Genomic DNA, 20,769 nt, shown 5'->3' with positions numbered 1-20,769 from the left:
AATACTTGTATAGCTATAACATTACTTTAGTTAATCTTGAATCGCCATATAATCAATTTGTTTTTATTCAATATTTTATAACTAAAATTTGATATTGGAATTGCTTAGTTTTACTCTAACTTATTGGATTATTAGAAGAGTGCCGAGATGGATGATGCCCGTTGTGTTGAGCTAAATAAACTGATTACAAATGAAGATTTGTATTTATTAGACAATGTGAAATCCTATAGCTTTGAATGTGACGAATGCGGCGTGAGTTTAATTCCTTGCTCTTATAAAAAAGCGGTCAACTTACGTAAGCCATACTTTAAAACGGGTAAAAATACTGAACATCGAACAGATTGCTATGCTAAAGCAACCTCGAAAATACGTGAGCAAGCCAAGACTAGCCGTATATCAACGGATGAAGGTTTTCCTTTAGCTTATCCAAACCGTTTTAATCTTGTGTCTGCCAGATCAATTAAACCTGTTGATGTGCTGGTAAACAATGAACAAAGAGAATTTCAAGCAGGACGATTAACAGCTTCAAGTTCCAGTCAAAAGAAAGAAAAACGTAACTATCTCACCAGTTCATTTCAAACCATAGTTGACCAATATTTTAATTTCCCGTTTGATCGTGATCGCCAATTAACCTTCGAAGGTATCAGTGGTAATCATTATCAAGATGTTTTTCAAAAGATTAATAATCCCATTGGCAAGCAAAAATTTCGTTTTCAGACCGAGCAAGCTCAAACAAAGATATTTTTTAGTACCTTGTCTTGGGATAAACCTGAAATTAGTGATGACAAAATAAAAATTAAGCTATCTGCTGGCTGGTGGCAAGAAAGTGAAGGTAAGAAAAAAAACCTTAGACCCTATTTTGTCGAAATCAATACTCAAGGCTGGCAAACCAATGTATTAACCAAGTTTATTGAGCGGTTAGTGCAAATTAGAGAGTTAGTAAAAGGGACAGATAAAAAAGCTTTGATGGCATTTGTCGGTGAGCAAGATCGTGAAGAAGACTTTTACCGATTTACTTGTAGTGAATCACGCTTAGTATGCTTCAAAGTTTTTTGATTGATAATGCAATTTAAAGCTGTTGCTCAATAGAACTGGACTAAAAGCTTCATGGATAATGGCAGCTGTAGATCAGAAACTGCCATTACTTTAGTTTAAATTGGGTTTGAATTGGATTGTGATCGGATGCGGTAGTTTTATCAGAGTTAGCATCTATTAAGGTTAAACCGCGATAATAAAGGTGGTCTAATGGCAAGCCAAATACACGTTTCCTAAAATCGACTTTGTATTGAGCTTCTTCAAGCCTTAATCCATGAGCCAATTGCTTTACAATATTTAGTCTTCCGTCGCGCCATGTATTGAAATCACCCGCTAAGATCACAGGTCCACGGTGTATGGTGACTTTGTGCAGTATTTGCTTAAACTGTGCTTCGAAACTTGTTAAGCGAACATCAAAATTGACTCCGTGTAAATTAATTACTAATAGTTGCTCGCCAGAAGATAGCGGGTAACGGCTCACTAAGGTCGACTTTGCAAAACGAATTAACGGTTCGGTAGTTTGATATGCACAAGCCTCATTAGCAGGTTCTGTAGACAGATTCATCACGCCCATTGGCACATTCATTAACTTAAAGCCTTTGGCCATGAGCACATGAAATTGATTATCTGCAAGATACTGTTTGAAAGTTCGATTTAGCTTGGCTTCTTGTAGTAACACAAGATCATTATGTTTCGTTAGATTTGTTAAGACAGGCTGCCAATCGACCTTTTTTTGTTTGTAGATATTCCAAACGGCAATATTTAACATTCCGTTACGATCAATCGCGACTGAGTTAGATGACGAAGAACATTGCGATACAAAAAAAGGCGGTTGTTCACTCATCATTACCTCAGGCTTACCATTAAAATTTGAAATTATGCTGTTATAAGCCAACAGTAATCCACTAACCAGCAACAAGATAAAAGGGTACTTATATCGTTTGATCTGCAAAATAACCTCTTAAAAATTGTTATCTATAGCATAGTTTTTTACTAAAGTTATTTTTTTACGCACAACATTAAAACTATTTCACGAATGACGCTAATTATGACGTTCGATGGATTATTCAGTACAATCAGACTTTACTATTTATTCATCGCTTATTCACTATAAAGCTTAGGACGAATCAAATACCTATGGATCAAATAACCCAGATTATGGCAGTGCTTGGTGTTTTCCTTTATTGGTTAATATTGGGCGGGGTTGCTACACGTATTGTGATTAAGAGACGTAGCGTGGGCGTTTCATTTTCTTGGTTGTTGATTATTTATTTTTTACCTTTTGTCGGTGTTATAGCATACATGCTGTTCGGTGAATTACACCTTGGTAAAGCTCGTTCTAGTCGCTCTAAAGGCATGTATAAACCTTATGCCGAATGGTTTTCTGCCCTATATCATCACAATGCACATCAGCCTAAACGCCAAAGTGAATATGCGCGTTCTATTAGTAAACTATGTGATGTGCAATTAAACATCCCTTCATTAATGGCCAATGAATTGGTGCTGCAACACACTCCAGAACAAATCCTAAACTCAATAATTGACGATATTAATGCTGCTAAAACTTCAATAGATATTGAGTTTTATATATGGCACCCAGGTGGCTTAGCTGATGAAGTAGCATTAGCTTTAATTAATGCAGCTAAACGTGGTGTTGCAATTAAACTGTTATTAGACGCTGCAGGAAGTCGTCAATTTTTTAAATCTCATTGGCCAGCGGATATGAAGTCTGCTGGAATCAATGTTGTAGCAGCATTAATTGTTAGTCCATTAAGAATGTTCTTTCGCAGAATGGATTTAAGATTACATCGTAAAATAGTGGTTATCGATAACACCATTGGCTACACTGGCTCAATGAATTTAGTTGATCCTAAATGTTTTAAACAATCAGATGGCGTAGGAGAGTGGATTGATATGATGGTTAGAATTACTGGCCCTGTAGTACCAGTAATGAATACCGTAAGTGCATGGGATTGGGAAGTTGAAACCAATCAGCGAATTATGCCAGCCATGCCACCAGAAGCGCATTGCTCTGATACATCGTCATTAGTTCAAACTATTCCTTCTGGTCCAGGCATGCCTGAAGAAGTCATCCATCAGGTACTTTTGCAAAGCTTATATCAAGCGCAGCATAAGATAGTAATTACAACACCGTATTTTGTGCCAAGTGAACAGCTATTAGATGCCTTGGTGACAGCTTCTCTACGTGGTGTTGATGTGAATATCATTATTCCCCGTAAAAATGATTCAACCATGGTTAAGTGGGCAAGTAGCTCATTTTTTACCGAGTTATTAAATGCAGGTGTGGTGATTCACCAATTTAAAGGCGGCTTACTGCATACAAAATCTATTTTGATAGATGATGAACACTGTCTTATTGGCACCGTTAATATGGACATGCGTAGTTTATGGCTTAATTTTGAATTAACTTTGGCCGTTGATGATGTGAAGTTTGCTGCTAGGTTGGGGTTATTGCTACAAAGCTACATGGATGATTCAGATATTTTGACAGTCGAAGAATGGGAGCAACGGCCAATGTATAAACGTGTCATTGAGCAAGTTTTTTACCTGTTTAGCCCATTGCTGTAAGTGAATAAATTGTATCAGCATCAACAAAAAAGCCACTGAACTCAGTGGCTTTTTTGTTGAATGAATATTCCATTAGGCTTTAAACGCTATTGAGAATAATCTTCTAAGAAGTTACCAAAGTCCGTTAACGCTTTTGATAAATCTTCTTTGTGCGGTAAAAAGACCACACGCACATGATCAGGTTCTGGCCAATTAAAAGCAGTGCCTTGAACCAGTAGAATTTTTTGAGATTTGAGTAAATCTAGCACCAAACGCTCATCATCGCGTAAATTGAATTTTTTCATATCCAGTTTAGGAAAAGCGTATAAGGCACCTTTTGGTTTTTTAACACTGACACCAGGGATACTATTTAGGGCATCGAAACACACGTCACGTTGAGCGGTTAAACGACCGTTAGGAAGGATCAACTCATTAATACTCTGATAGCCACCTAAAGCGGTTTGAATCGCGTGTTGGTTAGGTACGTTTGAGCACAAACGCATTGAAGCCAACATGTCCAAGCCTTCAATATAATTAGCAGCAGATTTTAAATTACCGCTGAGAACCATCCAACCCACACGGAAACCCGCAGCGCGATACGCTTTTGATAAACCATTAAAGGTGACTGTTAAAATATCGTCAGATAACGACGCTGCATGGGTGTGTACAGCATCATCGTATAAAATCTTATCGTATATCTCATCTGCAAATAAAATGATGTCGTGTTGTCGACAAAGTTCAATCACGTCTAGCAATAATTCTTTACTGTAAACCGCACCCGTCGGGTTATTAGGGTTAATAATCACTATGCCGCGCGTACGTGGTGTAATTTTACTTTTTATATCTTCTAAATCTGGAAACCAGTCTGATTCTTCATCGCAGCGGTAATGCACAGCTTTACCACCAGCAAGGTTTGCCGCAGCAGTCCATAAAGGGTAATCAGGCGAGGGTATCAATACTTCATCATCAGTGTTAAGTAAACCTTGTAGCGCCATACAAATAAGCTCTGAAGCGCCGTTACCAATATACACATCTTCAATATCAATACCGTGAATACCTTGGGCTTGATAATGCTGCACAATCGCTTTACGGGCCGAGAATAGTCCTTTTGATTCGCAATAACCTTGTGCACTTGGTAAATTTAAAATGACATCACGAACAATTTCTTCAGGTGCTTCAAATCCAAATGGGGCAGGGTTACCGATATTCAGTTTCAAAATTCGGTGGCCTTCATCTTCTAAGCGACGTGCTTCTTTATGCACAGGACCACGGATATCATAGCAAACGCTATCGAGTTTATTGGATTTGATTATAGGGCGCATACTTGCCTCAACATTACTAATACGACTTAAGTCTGCGAACAATAACGAATTTGTAGCGCAGTTAAAAGGTTTATTTAGCAGTTTTTGTGCTTATTTTAGGGTTTTATTCTGTGGCGGGTTTTTGAAGTAACACTTGGTGGTTATTTGTGCTGCTGCGGTGGGGCGATTTAGGTTTTGATGCTTATGTGGTTGTTATTTTAAGTACAAGTCACTTTTGCTGATTAATTTTATTTAAGCAATTAAAAACAATAAAAAAACCAGCATATGCTGGTTTTTAACAATTTCGCTGTTGCGATAATAAAAGCGTAAATTAAACGCGTTTTTTGAATTCGTTTGTACGAGTATCGATTTCGATTTTGTCGCCAATTTTTACGAATTCAGCAACAGTAACTGTACCGCCACCAGTAATGGTTGCAGGCTTCATTACTTTACCTGAAGTATCACCACGAGCTGCAGGCTCAGTGTAAGTTACTTCACGTACGATTGTGACAGGCAGTTCAACAGAAATCGCTTTACCTTCATAGAAAGTAACTGAACATTCTTCTTCCATACCGTCAACAATATAAGCACCAGCATCACCTAAGTTGTCAGCTTCAACATCGTATTGGTTGTACTCTGCATCCATGAATACATACATAGGATCAGCATAGTAAGAATAAGTACATGCAAGACGTTCTAGGATGATATCTTCCATTTTGTCCTCACCTTTAAAGGTGGTTTCAGTGGTAGAATCTTGAAGAACGTTTTTAAGCTTCATCTTAACGATTGCAGCGTTACGGCCAGAGCGAGTTGTTTCAGTTTTCTGAACAACCCATGGGCTGCCATCTAACATGATCACGTTACCAGGACGGAGTTCATGAGCAGTTTTCATTACTTTATTCCTATATTTTAGGTATTAATTTTTAATTGCGCAGTATCTTAGCTGGTTTTTACAAATTCAACCAGTCGAGAAGCGAGATCTGCATCCTTTTTAGCGTCAATCGGCCAATGTTTAGCATGTTGCTCAAGAGTCGATTGGGCTGAAATGAGTTGTTGCCAATGCTCTACAACATTGGAGTCTTGTTGATTGAAAGCAAAATTGGTTTTAGACCAAGTATTTGCGACATCATTTTCAAGTTTCAGGCTGTAGATATTAACAAAAGCCTGTAATTTTACTAGATGATAATCATCTTCTTGGGGGTATATGTGCCAAATAAAGGGTTTTGCAGCCCATTGCGCTCGTAGAAATGAATCTTCACCTCGAACAATATTGAAATCGCAACTCCATAGCAGTCGGTCGAACTGAGTTTGATCTGTCATTGGTAATATATGAATGACTAAGTTTCCTAAACAAAACTGTTGTCCAGGTTTTATTGCTTGCAGTGGTACGTTTAGCAAATCAAGGATACTGCTTAAGCTTTTACCCATAGGGAATAAAGCATGAATCCGTTTGCTTACAGGTGATGTTTTATTTGTGATTGAATTACACTGAATCCAATGTTTGCATAGTGCGGTTAGTGCAGTGGTTTCATAACTAAACACACTAATGACAAAATCTTTTGCTGTGATACCTGTTAATCCAAGTTTTTTAAACAATGCTACTTTGTTATTGGTATTAGATTGCCATTCGTCACGCAGTTTAAACAATGTAGATTCACATATAAGGCCGCCACTTTTTGATGTAAACCCTGGGAAATAAAAATGTTTTTTAATTCCGCTCGCTTGCATAGAAGGTAGGCCATGACATCCATCAACCCAATCTTCAGCTGACAAGTATTCTAAATTTAACCAAACAGGTGGCTTAATAATACTTTCTTTTGCTTTATGCTTTTGATGCAACGCGCCGATTAATGAAATAACCTGTGATGGTAATTCACAGGCAAAGGCCTCGATTAATAAGGCTCCAGGGTCATAACTTATATCTAGAGGTTGGTTCCATTTAAATATATTCACATCATGAAAGCGTTGCTGAGCTACTGATTTATCAAGCTCAGGTAAAATATGTGAAAAGCTATTAAGGTCATCAACCCATAGATTGATGTCAATTTGATATTCAGCAGCCAATTGTTTAGCAAGGCGCCAAGTTACGCCTATGTCGCCATAATTATCAACAACAACACAGAATATATCCCAATGTGGTGAATGAAATGAAGATATAGTTGGTGTTTCAGATGCCATTTGGCTTTGCCTCAACAGGATGATATTTATAAACGATGCTAGCGAAATTAACGGTATGCCAAGAGCTGCTCGATTAAACCTTGTAAAATACAGATTCAAAAAAAGCGGCTAATGCCGCTTTTTATTATTTGCTAGTGCTACTTAAAGTAGAACACTGACAAAATATTAGTCTTCTAACTCTGCTAAGCACATTTCTTCGTAAATTTGCTTAACCCAAGCGTCTACACGCTCTTCTGTTAGTTCTGGTTGACGATCTTCATCGATACCTAAGCCAATAAAGTGCTTATCATCAACTAAGCCTTTAGAAGCTTCAAAGTCGTAACCTTCTGTTGGCCAATGGCCAATAATTATGCCACCACGTGCAGAAACAATGTCACCAACCATGCCCATAGCATCAAGGAAGTATTCGGCATAATCTTCTTGGTCACCACAACCAAAAATCGCGACTAACTTGTCGGTAAAGTCTACTTGCTCAAGTTCTGGGAAAAAATCATCCCAATCACATTGTGCTTCACCGTAATACCAGGTTGGGATACCGAATAGAATTAAATCGAATTCAGCGATTTGCTCTTTAGTGCTCTTGGCGATGTCTTTTACATCAACCATTTGCTTACCCAGTTTCTTCTGGATCATTTTGGCTACAGCCTCGGTGTTACCAGTGTCACTACCGAAAAAAAGACCTACAGTTGCCATTTGCTATCCTTTAAATATCTAGTTCGCTTTGCGAATTATAAAATATGGTTCAGTTGTCGATTTGTTGTTGCAGGATTAATTCGATTAACTGGCTACGGCTGATGTTACTGGCCAATGCTTGTTCGTTCAAGGCGTCATACAAAACTTGTGACACCTTTAACTCTATTCGTTTTAATCCATTAGCGCGATCCCGTTGGATCTGGTTACGCTTATTGATTTTTAGCTGTTGTTCCCGACTTAAGGGATTGCTTCTTGGACGTCCACGACGTTTTTCAGAAGCAAACAGGTCAATCGTTGTTCTGTCTGTTGATTCTTTTGCCATCGTTTTGTTTAACCGATGCCTGAGCCTTCCCAGGTCATCTGAATAATACCTTTTGCTACAAACCCGGCACAGCCAAGGAATAATACTAACCAAACGATATATCGACCAAACTTAGGCACTTTGCCTTGTTTGAGTACATCGTGAATCGCCATGCCGATAAAGAAAAAAATTAAAGCAAAAAACAAGTTTAGACCGAGAGTCTCAATTTGATCCATGTATTGATTCAACATGTTTTTACCTTCAGTTTTACTTTTAAGGCTAAAAGAGGGCGGGAATATACCACAATGAAGATACGTGGGCTATATCTGCTTAGTTCATTTTTTAAAATTTACGTAGTTGGTTTGTTTAATTAAATGTAACAAGAGTTAACTTGATTGCTTATTGATAAACTCAACGACAAGACGATTAAATATTTCTGGCTTTTGTGCATGTAACCAATGACCTGTGCCATTAATTGTTTTGGCGCTGACCTTTGGAAATTGTTTCATTATCGCATTGGAATGTTCAGCTAAAACATATTCTGACTCTCCACCGCGGATGAAAAAGCATGGCTTTGGGTAGACAGAATCTGGTATGTCCCAGCCAATAATGTGTGAGTAGTTTTCAATGAGACCTTCAAGGTTCATTTTCCACTCAAATCCATTATCGGTTCGTTGTAAATTTTTTAATAAAAATTGTGATGTGCCAATATCAATGTCTGCATTGGTGAGATGATCAAGTGCAAATTTACGTGATGAAACTTGCTCCATTGGCATGCTAGTTAATCCTGCAAATACTTTTTGGTGGCGTGGGCTGTATGCTACGGGTGCTATATCTGCAACGACGAGACTGGTAACCATTTCTGGATGGATTAACGCTAATGCCATAGCGACTTTGCCGCCCATGGAATGCCCAACAAAATGAGCCTCGGTTAAATTTAGTTTGTGTAATAGTTTAACGCATTCATCTGCAAGGCTAGGATAGTCCATATGCTGCCAGTGCATACTTTTACCATGGTTAGGTAAATCAACACGGATAACTTGGTGATTTTCTTCTAGTGCATTGGCAAGGTTTTTAAGGTTATCTAGATTTCCAAATAATCCGTGAATTAAAATTACCGGTTGGCCTTCGCCAGAAGAGACATAATGCATGGCTTGATTTCCGTTATCATAATCAATGAGGCGGTGATTTTGCCTTCAAAATAGATATGATTTCAATAGGAGGCGCTAATTATCCTTAGAACTTATGTTCATTTATCAATCCACCAGTCAAATGATTTAATGAAATTAGCTATAATTGAAAGATTTAGTGACTTTTGCTCTTTAACCTAATGCGACACATGGGTAGACTGTGAGTAATATTTTGATCGATCAAAATCGATCTTTAAACCGCCAACATTCAATATCAACTGTTTGACAGTAGAATATAAAGAATTACAAGCATTAGGCGGTATTCGTTCAAAGACCAAAGGAAGCAGACTAATATGAAATATATTGAGGTAGACGAAGAACTCTATCGTTATATTGCAAGTAAAACGGAACGTATTGGCGAAAGCGCATCAGATATTTTACGTCGATTGCTAGACCTCTCTGTTGTCACTGCTGAGCCAGCGGAACCTCTTGCTATTAGTCATCCAAGTTTAGAAACTGCCCACGAAACTGCAACTGATGAAGTTGTAGAAGAGCCAAACCAAGCTGAACATAACGACGTTGTTGAAACTGAAGTTACTGAACTTGATCAAGCAACAGAGATTACAGCGGCGAACTTTAAAGATGTTGTTCACGAGCATATGTTGTCTCAACAAAAAGGGGCAGTAGGGCGCTTTATGTTCTTACTGGAATCACTATCAGTATTAACGCCAGCGACTTTTGACCAAATTTTAAAAATTCAGGGCCGTGGTCGTTTGTATTTTGCCCGTTCAAAAGCTGAACTTTTATCGGCTAGTCAATCGGCTAATCCAAAGGAAATTGGAGATAGCGGTTATTGGGTAACTACCAATAATAATACTGCTAAAAAGCGCACGATTTTATCAGAAGTGTTATTGCAATTAGGCTGTAATGAAGATCTGGCAAAATCGATAGCTGAAAGAATTTAAATTTTAATAGGGAGAGTAAGCGTGGCGATTCACAATCGAGCTGGAAAGGTGGCATTACAAACGGATTTGATCAATTTACCAAAATTGATGAGTCACTATTATCGCATTACTCCCAACGTTGAAGATGTCCTGCAAAAGGTGACTTTTGGTACATCTGGACATCGCGGCAGTTCGTTAAAAGCAAGTTTTAACCAAAACCATATTTGGGCAATTACACAAGCTGTTGTAGATTATCGTCAGCAAGCGGGTATCACAGGGCCTATGATTGTTGGTTTTGATACTCATGCTCTATCTTATGCGGCTTACATGTCGGTACTTGAAGTGCTAACTGCCAATCAAGTCGCGGTTAAAGTTCAGAAAAATGATGGTTTTACCCCGACGCCTGTCGTGTCTCAAGCCATTATTGCAGCAAATACTGCAGTAAATGGTGAAGCAAATAGCGCTACTAATATTGTCTCATTAACAGATGGATTGATTATTACCCCTTCTCATAATCCACCTCAAGATGGTGGAATTAAATATAATCCTCCTCACGGCGGCCCAGCAGAAGCTGAGATTACAAAACAAATCGAAGCCAATGCCAACCAATATTTAATTAATCAATTATCTGGCGTACAAAAAGTCAATTATGGCGTGGCGGTTGATTCTGGTTGGATTGATGAAGTCGATTTTATCGCTCCTTATGTTAAGTCACTTTCAAATGTTATTGATTTAGAAGCGATAGCAAAAGCAAACATCAAAATAGGTGTTGATCCGCTAGGCGGTTCAGGAATTTATTATTGGTCGCATATTGCGAAACAACATGGTTTAGACATTACTCTTGTGAATGACAAAGTCGATCCATCATTTGGGTTTATGACTTTAGATAAAGACGGAAAAATCAGAATGGATTGTTCGTCTCCTTATGCAATGGCTGGTTTGCTTGCTCACAGCGAAAATTTCGACGTTTGTGTGGGTAATGATCCTGACTACGACCGTCATGGCATTGTTTGTCCAGGTTTTGGCTTAATGAACCCAAATCATTACTTAGCAGTCGCCATTGATTATTTACTCACTTACCGTAAAGATTGGTCAGTTGATTTATCGATAGGCAAAACCTTAGTGTCTAGTGCAATCATAGATAGAATTTGTCAGTCTCATGATCGCCAATGCTTAGAAGTTCCTGTTGGTTTTAAATGGTTTGTGGAAGGTTTAGCTGATAGTTCAATTGCTTTTGGTGGTGAAGAAAGTGCAGGCGCTGCGTTTCTAAATAAAGATGGCAGCACTTGGTGTACCGACAAAGATGGCTTTATATTAGCGTTACTTGCCGCAGAGATTTTAGCAGTTACAGGTAAAACTCCTGCACAAAGGTATGTTGAACTGACAGAGCAATTCGGTGAGAGCTTTTATACCAGAATCGATAGTCCAATCAACTTGAAGAAAAAAGCCAAGTTTGAAAAGTTATCGTCAGATAGTTTTACAGACAAAACATTAGCAGGTGAAAATATCACAGCCATTTTATCTCATGCACCAGGTAATAATGCTGCTATTGGTGGCATTAAAGTGACTACAGAAAATGGCTGGTTTGCAGCGCGACCATCGGGTACTGAAGCATTATTTAAAATTTATGCTGAAAGCTTTATCAGTGAAACACATTTGAGTGAGATTATCAGTCAAGCACAAGTGATGATAGATACGGCATTAAAAGCTTAACTGACCATTTCGAACAGCATTACAAAGTAAAATAGACACAATAAATAAAGCCCTCACTTGAGGGCTTTATTTATTTTACGTTTTAATTTACGCATATTACTTTGATTTTTTATAGAAGATAAAGGCCACAATTGCCACCAATGCAATTGCAGGCGCCAATTCGTACATGTGATGAAATAAGCCAACACCACCGTGACCTTCATGTGCGAATGCGAGTGTTGGGGCTGCGGCTAATAGTAGTGCTGTTAGTTTTGCTTTCATGATGGTTTCCTTTTGTAAAAAATAGTTTATTGATAAATTGTTTTGATCTTACAAATCGTAATCTGTGTTTCTTAATGACACTCGTTCTATGGTTGTTTTAAAGTTTAAGCTGGTTAAAATTTACTGTTCTAAACTCAGTTTGCATTCATTTCTAGCTGCATCAACATCATGTCCTCACCGTCAATAACCCGGGTATCATGACTTTTACAATTTGGACAGATGACATTTCGCTCAGTTAATTGTGAGCGAACTTGGCAATGTCGACACTCAATCACTAATGGTTGCAGCTGCATATTTAATACGGCTTGATGGCAAACGGTTTCAAGCTTAAAAGTATCAAATGCATTTTGTAGTAAATGTGGTTCTACACCACTCAATACACCGACCTTGATATCAACTCTGACAATTTCAGTTGCGTTATTATCTCTAGCTAATTGCTCTATTTGCTCCATTAAAGACATAACAATTGAGTACTCATGCATTAGCAAATCCTTGGCAGTAGTTCACCTTGAGGAATGTCTAAATAACGACTACTACCCCAAGGAGTATTCAAAATAACTTTGCCGTTGTGTTCTTCAGTTACATAGCCGATGATCGCTGCTTGATCGCAATGACAATATTGAGTCATTATTTCTAATGCTTTGTCTGCGGCTGCTCGAGGTAGGGCGATAATAAATGTCCCTTCATTGGCTAAATCAAAAGGTTCAAATCCGTAGAGTTCGCAAAGGCCTTGTACCTCAGAAGAAACAGGAACTGCTTTTTCATCAACATTAATTCCAACATCGGATGCGCTAGCCCATTCGTTCAATACCGCAGATAAACCCCCACGAGTGGCATCGCGCATGGCATGGATTTCAATATTGGCTGCGATTAATTGCTCCACGATTGGCCATAATGTGGCGCAATCACTGGTTAATTCAGAATTTAACGATAAGCTATCTCGTGCCATTAAAATTGCAGCTCCGTGTCTTCCGATATCTCTTGATACAATTATGACGTCATCTGTTTGTAAGTTCTTAACCGAGATATTCTGTTTTATAATTTTGCCAACGCCTGATGTATTGATGAATATGCCATCTGCGCAGCCTTTAGGGACCACTTTAGTATCACCACACACAATGTGCGCGCCGCTGAATTGCATTTCATCGGCCATACTGGTGACGATGGTTTGTAAGTCTTTTATTGCAAAACCTTCTTCAATGATAAAACTACAACTTAGATATTCTGGAATTGCACCCATCATAGCGAGATCATTGACTGTGCCAGCAATGGCCAACTTGCCAATATTGCCACCAGCAAAAAATAAAGGTTCTACGGTAAATGAATCTGTAGTAAAGGCTGTTGCACCAGATAGTTGTATATGCGCAGCATCTTCTTGTGAGCTTAGAATAGGGTTAGAAAATGCCTTAAAGAACATTTCGTTAATCAGGCTATTCATTTCTTTGCCGCCACCACCATGACTGAGTTGCACTTGTTTAAATTTATGGATGGACATGGTTTACTCCTGCATATCGATAATAAGCGTTACACGCACCTTCTGAACTCACCATACAACTACCTAAAGGGGTTTCAGGACTGCAACCACGGCCAAACACTTTACAATCAGGAGGACTCGATAGGCCTCTTAGGATATCGCCGCATTGACAGGCTTTATGATCGTCAATTTCAGCAGTGGGTAGGTTAGTCATATAGATGATTTCAGCGTCGCGGTGAGCAAATTTATCTTTCAATTTTAAGGCTGAATTGGGAATAGGACCTAATCCTCGCCATCTAAAGGTATCTCTAATCGTGAGGTATTGATCAATTAACGCTTGCGCTGTCAAGTTGCCTTCTTCTGTGACAGCGCGGCTGTATTGAATATCAAGTTCAGCAATGTCAGCATGTTTTTGTTGAACAATACGAAGAATGGACTCCATTACATCTACTGGTTCAAATCCAGATACGACGACAGGAGTTTGATATTTTTCGACTGCTGGCCTGTAAATTTTAGCGCCACTTATCACACTGACATGAGCCGGACCTATAAAGGCATTAACTTTACTATTGGTATCAGCCATTACAGCGTCAATGGCTGGTGGCACTAATACATGATTAATGTGAAATAGTAAGTTGTTTATTTGTTGTTTTTCAGCCTGGTCAATCAGTACTGCTGTCATGGGGGTTGATGTTTCAAAACCTATCGCAAAAAAGATAACTTTTTTGTCTGGGTTATCTTTAGCAATAGTTAAGGCATCCATTGGATCGTAAAGCGGTCTAATATCAGCCCCTTTGGCACGAAACTTAGCAAGATTACCTTTAGAGCCGGGCACTCTGATCATGTCGCCTAATGTCAGCAAGATGACATCGGGGAGTTGGGCTAGGGTAGCTGCATGGTCTATTCGCTCTTTTGGCATAATACATACAGGGCAACCTGGCCCGTGAATAAATTTGATATTATTTGGCAGAAGTTGATTAAGCCCATATTTCATAATCGTGTGGGTATGTCCGCCACACACTTCCATAATATTAATATTTGACTCAATATCGGAAGCCAACTTATTAATCGACTCAGACAAAGCCCTTATTGTGTCTGGGTTCCTGAATTGTTGGTATAAGTCAGTAAGTTCCATTAAACCTGCTCCTCAAGCTCGAGTTTTTCCACAATTTCCTTGTAGAGTTCTAGGCTTAAATTGGCTTCATCTTCATCAATTTTATTCATAACAAAACCGATGTGAATAAGAACAAAGTCGCCAATGGCTAAAGGTTCTGTCATAAGATGACTACTCACACGTCTTTTAACGCCTAATGTATTGACGGTAACAGTGGCGTCTTCGTGTAGCTCAGTAACTTGAGAAGGAACAGATAAGCACATATCACTTTTCCCCTTGGTGTTTCTGAATCCAGTTTGCGACCGCAGTAATTGACTGCGGATCTTTAACTGAAACGGGTATTAAGGTGACTTCAGGATTTAACTTCTCAAGTTGTTTTCGACATTCAACCAAGGAGAAATCAAAGTGTTCAGCTAAATCCATTTTTGTAATCAGGACTAAATCAGCACGGCGAAACATGACTGGATATTTTTCAATTTTGTCATCGCCTTCAGGGACAGATAATAAAACGATGTTGTGGTGGGTACCTACATCATAACTGGCAGGACACACTAAATTACCGACATTTTCTACAAAACAAACATCAATAGGTTTCAAATCGATGTGATGTAGCGCTTGATGCACCATAAAGGCATCTAAGTGACAAGCTGAGCCTGTTTGTACTTGATAGGCTTCAATGCCCTTAGCAATCAGCCTATCGGCATCTCTTGATGTTTCTAGGTCGCCTTCAATCACAGCGTACTTTTTAGGTAAGTATTCGTGTAGATGTTCAAGCAGTGTTGTTTTGCCACTACCAGGGCTACTCATAAGATTAAATGCACGGACGTTATTCGCTTCAAAGTGCTCGCGATTATGTTGCGCTTCATGATCATTCTTATCCAATATTTTATGAATGACGGATAAGGTTTTAGTATCGTTCAGTTGAGGATTCGAATGCAGGCTTGAGTGATCCGTTAATGAACATCCACAATCTTGGCACATTTTTATACTCCTTTAAAAACCGTTTTAACCTGTACTTATTCAGTATTAACATGGGTTTTAATTGATTCTTTGATTAACATCAGCAAAGTGAAACTCTTTAAACGCTTAATGCTGTGTTTGTGATCTATTTAGCTGTTGATATGCATACCAAATTTGTCCAAGAGAAATTCCTGCATCGTTAATCGGTACTAATCTGCTTGGTAATATCCGGTTTTCTATTTTAATTTCGTTGGTATTGTCTAGCTGAGAAAGTTTACATAAGGTCATCTCATACAAGAGTTTATTTTGAAATACTCCACCGCATAGCACGATTTTATGACTAGGAAATTGCTCGGTTACATCTGCCACCGTTTGGCTAATGCTGTCGATAAACTCCAAACACAATTGATTAATCAACTGTGGTAAGGCACTAATGCTAGTGTTTGATTTATCTTGATTGAGTCTTGTAATGAGTTGGTTGACGAGAAAGGCGGGCTTAAATACCTGAATTTGAATATTTTTAGCTGCTTTATCTATGTCATGAATGTTTTGTGGGATGTCAGATGTCAAACTTAATGGAGTTCTAGCATCATCACTAGAAATGGGCTGCTGATTGTTTAACGCTATCGCTTTATTGGCGTGAGTGGAAATCAGCATACCAGCTTGTGCTTCAAAATCATTTTGATTGATTAAATTAAGCGCGACAGCAACGGCATCGAATATGCGACCCACTGAGCGGCATTCAATACATGCACTGTTATTCGTCCACATATTGAATAAGTTGTTAACCGTTGTACTATCCATTTGCTGTATGGCATTAATTGGCAGCGACATAATTTCAGCAACAGACATGGTTTCAAATAACAGGGCTAATAATATTCGCACTGGCTGCTTTATCGCTTGTTCACCGCCAATCAATTTGAATGATTTAAAGTGTGATTTAATTTCATATTGATGCGCATCAGCAAGCATGCATTCACTGCCCCATAGCTCGCCATTATCCCCAAGACCAGTACCATCAAAGCTAAATGCTAATACTGGTTTATGATAGTTGTTAACAGCAAGAACGCTCAATACATGGGCATAATGATGTTGTATGTTGGCAAGTGATAAGTGTTGGTTAATGGCTTGCGTTTCAGCCCACTGGCTAGAGGTATATTCAGGATGTTTATCAGCAATGATTTGCTCAGCATTAAAATGATATAAACGATTGAATGTGGCTAAGGTTTGTTCAAAGTACTGGTTGGTTTCCAGATTATGTAAATCGCCGATATGAGGACTCACAAAAGCATTTTCATTAAATGCAAAACACTGAGTGTTTTTTTGCTGAGCACCTACAGCGAGGAGTTGATATTGTAATTTATTCTCTAGAGGAATACTGAGTGGCGCATAGCCCCTAGCTAATCTTATTACTTGTATCTTTTCATCAATAACTTGCACGACACTATCATCACAAGCGTTAACGATCGGACGGTCATGATCCACTATGCCGTCGACGACATGTGAAAGTTGACGTTTGATTTCGTTCCCATCAATGATAATGGGTAATCCAGATACATTTGCACTCGTTGCAACGATCGGTTTTTTGAATGCTTCAAGTAATAAATGATGCAATGGTGTATAGGGTAAAAACACACCTAAGGTATCAAGTTCTGGTGCAATGGCAGGGCTTAAATTAATTTTAATATCTGACCGTTTGTACATTAACGTAATGGGTTTCTCAGCAGAGTTTATGATTTGCCATTCTTTTGCTGTTCCTTCAACCATTTGTTTAGCATTAGTTAAATCAGTCGCCATTACTGCAAAGGGTTTGGCTTTACGTTGCTTACGCTGTCTTAGCCGTTTAACTGCCGCATCATTAGTTGCATCGCAAATAATATGAAAGCCACCAAGTCCCTTAATTGCTAGGATTTTTCCTTGATTTAAATCATTTACTATCTGATGAATAATTTGCTTAGAACTGACATCAGCATTGACGGTTAATGCTTTTTTTTGTTCAGTATTGCATCGAACATAGCTCAGTTGCGGACCACATTTAGGACAACTAACAGGTTGAGCGTGATATCGTCGATTAAGAGGATCGTTATAGGCATAGGCGCATTCATCACACATCACAAAATCCGCCATTGACGTATTGATTCGGTCATAAGGTAAATTATTTATAATGCTATAGCGTGGGCCGCAATTAGTGCAGTTCGTAAAAGGATATTGATAATGACGATTGTTTGGATCGCGCATTTCGACTAAACAATCTCCGCATACGCTTTTATCCGCAGATATAGAAACGATTGCATCTTCATGGCTGCTACTGCTTTCAATAACAAAATCCTTTAATGAGTAATCAATAGCTTCTTCTTTAATTAATAACTTATCAATACGCGCCAGAGGAGGTGGGTTAACTTTAAGTTGGTGGACAACTTTATTAATGTCAGTATTCATACCTTGCAAATGAATACACACTCCTTGTTGATTATTTAATACAGAACCATACAAATTTGATTGAGTTGCAAGGCGATAAACAAATGGCCTAAAACCGACACCTTGGACGATCCCATTAATATTCAGAATAACTTGTTGTCGATAACCACTATGAATAGTCATAAATTGCTCCTAACGACGTCGCTTGGCAAGATACATACCGCCAATCGCTATATTGGCTCCATCCAAGTCAAATTGTCTGTTAACCACTAGTGGATAGTTTTTACCTAGTCGAATACATAATCTGTTTGCGAGCACCTCGTAGCTAAAATCGCTACCAGCTAAAACCACAGCGTCTATGCCTTGCTGTTGCTCTAGGTGATCAATCCAATTACTTAAATAATCGGTAAATGAGTCGAAAAAGCCAAAAGCTAAAATAGCTGGATTTGCTCCAGCTAATTTGAAACTCATTAAACTGGCCAGTGTTTTTCGCCAATTTATTGAACGGTTATGGACGGAAAAATCGTCATCACTGTTAATGGCACACAATGGAAAATCGATTCTTGGAGCATTGTTACCTTGGTAGGTTTGAGCCAATGCGTGGAATTTATTGGCTAGTTCTTGGCTCAGTAAATGTGGAGAAATGTGACCACTTGAGGATATTTCTTCAGTCGGTAGCACGATTAACGCAGCATAAGCCATAAATGCCTGTAAGCTATCAAGACGTTCATTAGGTGCTAGATTAAACTCTGAAACCAGTGTCACGGTATCAGGGAAAGCATCATTATATTTTTTAAATATGGTATTTTTATCAGAAGAGGTTAACTCTTGAATCAATTCAACTCCGTTTTGAGGGAGAATCGGTAATTGTAGGAATGAATTGATATCGCCTTGTTCATTTTGTGTAATCACAGAACTCGATTGCTGACTTGAAAAGTAGATACAAGCGAGTTTTTTAAGTGTTGAAGTGGCTTCGAAAAAGCCTTTAGCGCTTGTAATACAGCCTGTGCTTAATAAACCAGAATGCATGGCACATATTGCAGCATCAATACCGGCAAGCGGCTTACTCGCTATATGACTGGTACTCGTGATCTCAGCATGTTTATCTATGTGACAAGAGAGTACATTCTTTTTGTATGAGACATCATATTGAAGGTAACGATTGTCATCATGTCTTGGCAATGGTGCTTCAATGGATATATCACTTAGAGTTGTAGTTTGAACCCAAGCACTATCCAACCAAGTCACTCTTAGAGTATTGCTCGTTTTTGTTATATTGGGTTTATTGATGAATAACCAGTTAATCCCTTTATGTTTTAGTAATGCAGCTATCTTAATCAGCAGTCGGCTATCAGCAAATGTGACATCGTAGTAACTGGCAATTAAATGTTGTTTTTCATGTTCACTGATAGCATCTAAGTTTTTATTCGGAGCAAGTTTGATAAACGGTTTTTCAAAGCTTGATAACGCTAATGCTTGCTGTTCATTGACAATAAAAGATGAAGTGATTACTTGTGGATGGGTAAATAATATTTGTTGCAAAGGCCTAGCTTGATTTTCAAAATCTTGAATTGGGTTGGTCAGATTTATTGAATTAAGACTTAGGTAAATTTGATTAGCTGTTTCCCCTAAACAAACTTCTTTTCCTTGAACAATCTTGTCGACAACGTCACAAATATCTTGCTGTTTAAAACCTAGTTCATAGTCTTGTAGCTTTTTATGACCAAAGCATTGTTGACAGTTATCAGAGATATCATAGATTGCATTTATGTCTGACAACTTAGGTTCACATTCACTACAGAATCGTTGGTTTACGACGTGATGTTGTAAACAGTTTTTAGTGCCTAATCTATGTTCAATAGTTATTACTTCAGCACTTTTAAGCCAAACAGAGTAGAGAAACTTTGTCGCAATTTCATCTGCTAGGTCACCGAGTTCTGCCTCTAAGCCTTCAACTTCTAAAAAATAGGTATGTACTTGTTCAAACTGGGCATGTTTGGTTTGTTGGTCATTATTAATGAGGTGACCAATGGTAAAATCGAAACGGTTATCAGCGAGATAAAGATTACAGAGATCTGCATATAAGGGGATGTCGCGATAACAGTGAAAATTAAAACAAATTTTAGGCATATTGTAAGTTTCCGCGTTTATATGAATCAGGGATAAGCTCGTTGATATCCACTTCCGCTTGTTGCTGGTAACTAAAGCCACGCTCTTTAAGGTGTTTGAGCAATACGTTTTCCATAGTAGGAACTGCTGCTTGGATAGTTTTAGTAAGTCCTAAGGTCATTGGTTCAATTACTGTAGGTGTTACGCCAACAATATGAGTATTTGGCCTATCACCAACCATTTCCATCATGATAAGGGTTTGCAACATTTCAACTTCATGCGCACTACCTTGCCAATCAATTTCAGGTGGTGCTTGGTCAAAATTAAACGAATAAACTTCACCGGGGCTAACACCAGGGCTATTAACGGTATCGACCACAATTAGGTTGTCGTATTTACATAAGATCGGAATAAGCCCCTGAGCTAATGTGCCCCCATCAAGTAAATCTAATTGGTCAGTCGGATGAGTAAACTGATATTTCTCTTGGATATAATTAACGAAATGTACGCCGATACCTTCATCGGCGTACAATACATTACCTATCCCAATAAGTAGGGTGGTAGACAAAG

21 protein-coding genes are annotated in these 20,769 nt (G+C 38.5%); 4 read left to right on the top strand and 17 right to left on the bottom strand.

The window, feature by feature from the left end:
* The first annotated feature begins 147 nt into the window (after window positions 1-147).
* Window positions 148-1,056, top strand: coding sequence for a hypothetical protein (locus tag QPX86_RS10615; protein WP_285162604.1), 909 nt, complete (start codon window positions 148-150; stop codon window positions 1,054-1,056).
* Window positions 1,057-1,141: 85 nt separating this feature from the next.
* Here the strand turns inward: QPX86_RS10615 and QPX86_RS10610 are convergent, their stop codons facing one another.
* Window positions 1,142-1,951 (bottom strand): endonuclease/exonuclease/phosphatase family protein, encoded by an 810-nt coding sequence (locus QPX86_RS10610; protein WP_407696633.1) that lies wholly within the window; start codon window positions 1,949-1,951, stop codon window positions 1,142-1,144.
* A 221-nt stretch (window positions 1,952-2,172) separates the two neighbouring features.
* Here QPX86_RS10610 and cls point away from each other — a divergent pair, with 221 nt between their 5' ends.
* Complete coding sequence (cls, locus tag QPX86_RS10605) at window positions 2,173-3,624, top strand: cardiolipin synthase (protein WP_220754469.1); 1,452 nt, start codon at window positions 2,173-2,175, stop codon at window positions 3,622-3,624.
* Between the two features lie 86 nt (window positions 3,625-3,710).
* Here cls and QPX86_RS10600 read toward each other — a convergent pair whose 3' ends face one another.
* The 7 genes from QPX86_RS10600 to QPX86_RS10570 form a co-directional block, all read right to left on the bottom strand.
* Window positions 3,711-4,925 carry a pyridoxal phosphate-dependent aminotransferase gene (locus QPX86_RS10600; RefSeq protein WP_248983124.1) on the bottom strand — a complete coding sequence of 405 codons (1,215 nt, stop codon included), beginning with the start codon at window positions 4,923-4,925 and terminating at the stop codon, window positions 3,711-3,713.
* A 310-nt stretch (window positions 4,926-5,235) separates the two neighbouring features.
* Complete coding sequence (efp, locus tag QPX86_RS10595) at window positions 5,236-5,796, bottom strand: elongation factor P (RefSeq protein WP_220754467.1); 561 nt, start codon at window positions 5,794-5,796, stop codon at window positions 5,236-5,238.
* A 47-nt stretch (window positions 5,797-5,843) separates the two neighbouring features.
* Window positions 5,844-7,082, bottom strand: a complete 1,239-nt coding sequence (gene earP / locus QPX86_RS10590; protein ID WP_285162603.1) for an elongation factor P maturation arginine rhamnosyltransferase EarP — start codon at window positions 7,080-7,082, stop codon at window positions 5,844-5,846.
* 165 nt (window positions 7,083-7,247) lie between these two features.
* Window positions 7,248-7,775, bottom strand: coding sequence for a flavodoxin FldA (gene fldA, locus QPX86_RS10585; RefSeq protein WP_285162602.1), 528 nt, complete (start codon window positions 7,773-7,775; stop codon window positions 7,248-7,250).
* Window positions 7,776-7,824: 49 nt separating this feature from the next.
* Window positions 7,825-8,097, bottom strand: coding sequence for a LexA regulated protein (ybfE, locus tag QPX86_RS10580; RefSeq protein ID WP_055023987.1), 273 nt, complete (start codon window positions 8,095-8,097; stop codon window positions 7,825-7,827).
* Window positions 8,098-8,105: 8 nt separating this feature from the next.
* Window positions 8,106-8,327, bottom strand: a complete 222-nt coding sequence (locus tag QPX86_RS10575) for a DUF2788 domain-containing protein (protein WP_102527253.1) — start codon at window positions 8,325-8,327, stop codon at window positions 8,106-8,108.
* Between the two features lie 135 nt (window positions 8,328-8,462).
* Window positions 8,463-9,227 carry an alpha/beta fold hydrolase gene (locus QPX86_RS10570; RefSeq protein ID WP_220754464.1) on the bottom strand — a complete coding sequence of 255 codons (765 nt, stop codon included), beginning with the start codon at window positions 9,225-9,227 and terminating at the stop codon, window positions 8,463-8,465.
* Between the two features lie 332 nt (window positions 9,228-9,559).
* On the opposite strand from QPX86_RS10570, the gene seqA reads away from it, so the two are divergent.
* Both seqA and pgm read left to right on the top strand, forming a co-directional pair.
* Window positions 9,560-10,171, top strand: coding sequence for a replication initiation negative regulator SeqA (gene seqA, locus QPX86_RS10565; protein ID WP_220754463.1), 612 nt, complete (start codon window positions 9,560-9,562; stop codon window positions 10,169-10,171).
* A gap of 21 nt (window positions 10,172-10,192) precedes the next feature.
* A complete protein-coding gene (pgm, locus tag QPX86_RS10560; protein ID WP_285162601.1) occupies window positions 10,193-11,863 on the top strand; it encodes a phosphoglucomutase (alpha-D-glucose-1,6-bisphosphate-dependent) in 1,671 nt (556 codons plus the stop codon).
* A gap of 96 nt (window positions 11,864-11,959) precedes the next feature.
* Here pgm and QPX86_RS10555 read toward each other — a convergent pair whose 3' ends face one another.
* The 9 genes from QPX86_RS10555 to QPX86_RS10515 all read right to left on the bottom strand — a co-directional run bounded on the left by QPX86_RS10555 (window position 11,960) and on the right by QPX86_RS10515 (window position 20,767).
* On the bottom strand, window positions 11,960-12,124 hold the full coding sequence (locus tag QPX86_RS10555) for a hypothetical protein (protein WP_220754461.1): 165 nt from the start codon (window positions 12,122-12,124) through the stop codon (window positions 11,960-11,962).
* A 134-nt stretch (window positions 12,125-12,258) separates the two neighbouring features.
* A complete protein-coding gene (gene hypA, locus QPX86_RS10550; RefSeq protein WP_220754460.1) occupies window positions 12,259-12,606 on the bottom strand; it encodes a hydrogenase maturation nickel metallochaperone HypA in 348 nt (115 codons plus the stop codon).
* Window positions 12,606-13,619 carry a hydrogenase expression/formation protein HypE gene (gene hypE, locus QPX86_RS10545; RefSeq protein ID WP_285162600.1) on the bottom strand — a complete coding sequence of 338 codons (1,014 nt, stop codon included), beginning with the start codon at window positions 13,617-13,619 and terminating at the stop codon, window positions 12,606-12,608. Before hypE ends, hypA begins: the two co-directional genes overlap by 1 nt.
* Window positions 13,606-14,733, bottom strand: a complete 1,128-nt coding sequence (hypD, locus tag QPX86_RS10540; protein ID WP_285162599.1) for a hydrogenase formation protein HypD — start codon at window positions 14,731-14,733, stop codon at window positions 13,606-13,608. The genes hypE and hypD overlap by 14 nt, the downstream gene beginning before the upstream one ends.
* Entirely contained in the window at window positions 14,733-14,975 is a 243-nt protein-coding gene (locus QPX86_RS10535) for a HypC/HybG/HupF family hydrogenase formation chaperone (RefSeq protein ID WP_285162598.1), read from the bottom strand. Before QPX86_RS10535 ends, hypD begins: the two co-directional genes overlap by 1 nt.
* Window position 14,976: 1 nt before the next feature.
* A complete protein-coding gene (gene hypB / locus QPX86_RS10530; RefSeq protein WP_220754456.1) occupies window positions 14,977-15,693 on the bottom strand; it encodes a hydrogenase nickel incorporation protein HypB in 717 nt (238 codons plus the stop codon).
* Between the two features lie 105 nt (window positions 15,694-15,798).
* Window positions 15,799-18,273: a carbamoyltransferase HypF gene (hypF, locus tag QPX86_RS10525; RefSeq protein ID WP_285162597.1), complete on the bottom strand. Its 2,475-nt coding sequence runs from the start codon at window positions 18,271-18,273 to the stop codon at window positions 15,799-15,801.
* A gap of 9 nt (window positions 18,274-18,282) precedes the next feature.
* Window positions 18,283-20,220 carry a Kae1-like domain-containing protein gene (locus QPX86_RS10520; protein WP_285162596.1) on the bottom strand — a complete coding sequence of 646 codons (1,938 nt, stop codon included), beginning with the start codon at window positions 20,218-20,220 and terminating at the stop codon, window positions 18,283-18,285.
* On the bottom strand, window positions 20,213-20,767 hold the full coding sequence (locus tag QPX86_RS10515; RefSeq protein ID WP_285162595.1) for a HyaD/HybD family hydrogenase maturation endopeptidase: 555 nt from the start codon (window positions 20,765-20,767) through the stop codon (window positions 20,213-20,215). Before QPX86_RS10515 ends, QPX86_RS10520 begins: the two co-directional genes overlap by 8 nt.
* Window positions 20,768-20,769 lie beyond the last annotated feature (2 nt).

It is taken from the genome of Shewanella goraebulensis, assembly GCF_030252245.1.
Lineage (GTDB): Bacteria > Pseudomonadota > Gammaproteobacteria > Enterobacterales > Shewanellaceae > Shewanella > Shewanella goraebulensis.
This window is presented reverse-complemented; position numbering and strand designations above follow the sequence as displayed.

Excerpts from the sequence above, each read along its gene's own strand:
- QPX86_RS10555 (WP_220754461.1), bottom strand. The coding sequence starts at position 12,124 with ATGAAAGCAAAACTAACAGCACTACTATTAGCCGCAGCCCCAACACTC.
- hypE (WP_285162600.1), bottom strand. The coding sequence starts at position 13,619 with ATGTCCATCCATAAATTTAAACAAGTGCAACTCAGTCATGGTGGTGGC.
- ybfE (WP_055023987.1), bottom strand. The coding sequence starts at position 8,097 with ATGGCAAAAGAATCAACAGACAGAACAACGATTGACCTGTTTGCTTCT.
- QPX86_RS10575 (WP_102527253.1), bottom strand. The coding sequence starts at position 8,327 with ATGTTGAATCAATACATGGATCAAATTGAGACTCTCGGTCTAAACTTG.
- hypA (WP_220754460.1), bottom strand. The coding sequence starts at position 12,606 with ATGCATGAGTACTCAATTGTTATGTCTTTAATGGAGCAAATAGAGCAA.
- seqA (WP_220754463.1), top strand. The coding sequence starts at position 9,560 with ATGAAATATATTGAGGTAGACGAAGAACTCTATCGTTATATTGCAAGT.
- cls (WP_220754469.1), top strand. The coding sequence starts at position 2,173 with ATGGATCAAATAACCCAGATTATGGCAGTGCTTGGTGTTTTCCTTTAT.
- earP (WP_285162603.1), bottom strand. The coding sequence starts at position 7,082 with ATGGCATCTGAAACACCAACTATATCTTCATTTCATTCACCACATTGG.
- efp (WP_220754467.1), bottom strand. The coding sequence starts at position 5,796 with ATGAAAACTGCTCATGAACTCCGTCCTGGTAACGTGATCATGTTAGAT.
- hypB (WP_220754456.1), bottom strand. The coding sequence starts at position 15,693 with ATGTGCCAAGATTGTGGATGTTCATTAACGGATCACTCAAGCCTGCAT.
- hypF (WP_285162597.1), bottom strand. The coding sequence starts at position 18,273 with ATGACTATTCATAGTGGTTATCGACAACAAGTTATTCTGAATATTAAT.
- QPX86_RS10520 (WP_285162596.1), bottom strand. The coding sequence starts at position 20,220 with ATGCCTAAAATTTGTTTTAATTTTCACTGTTATCGCGACATCCCCTTA.
- QPX86_RS10615 (WP_285162604.1), top strand. The coding sequence starts at position 148 with ATGGATGATGCCCGTTGTGTTGAGCTAAATAAACTGATTACAAATGAA.
- QPX86_RS10535 (WP_285162598.1), bottom strand. The coding sequence starts at position 14,975 with ATGTGCTTATCTGTTCCTTCTCAAGTTACTGAGCTACACGAAGACGCC.
- fldA (WP_285162602.1), bottom strand. The coding sequence starts at position 7,775 with ATGGCAACTGTAGGTCTTTTTTTCGGTAGTGACACTGGTAACACCGAG.
- QPX86_RS10600 (WP_248983124.1), bottom strand. The coding sequence starts at position 4,925 with ATGCGCCCTATAATCAAATCCAATAAACTCGATAGCGTTTGCTATGAT.
- QPX86_RS10570 (WP_220754464.1), bottom strand. The coding sequence starts at position 9,227 with ATGCATTATGTCTCTTCTGGCGAAGGCCAACCGGTAATTTTAATTCAC.
- hypD (WP_285162599.1), bottom strand. The coding sequence starts at position 14,733 with ATGGAACTTACTGACTTATACCAACAATTCAGGAACCCAGACACAATA.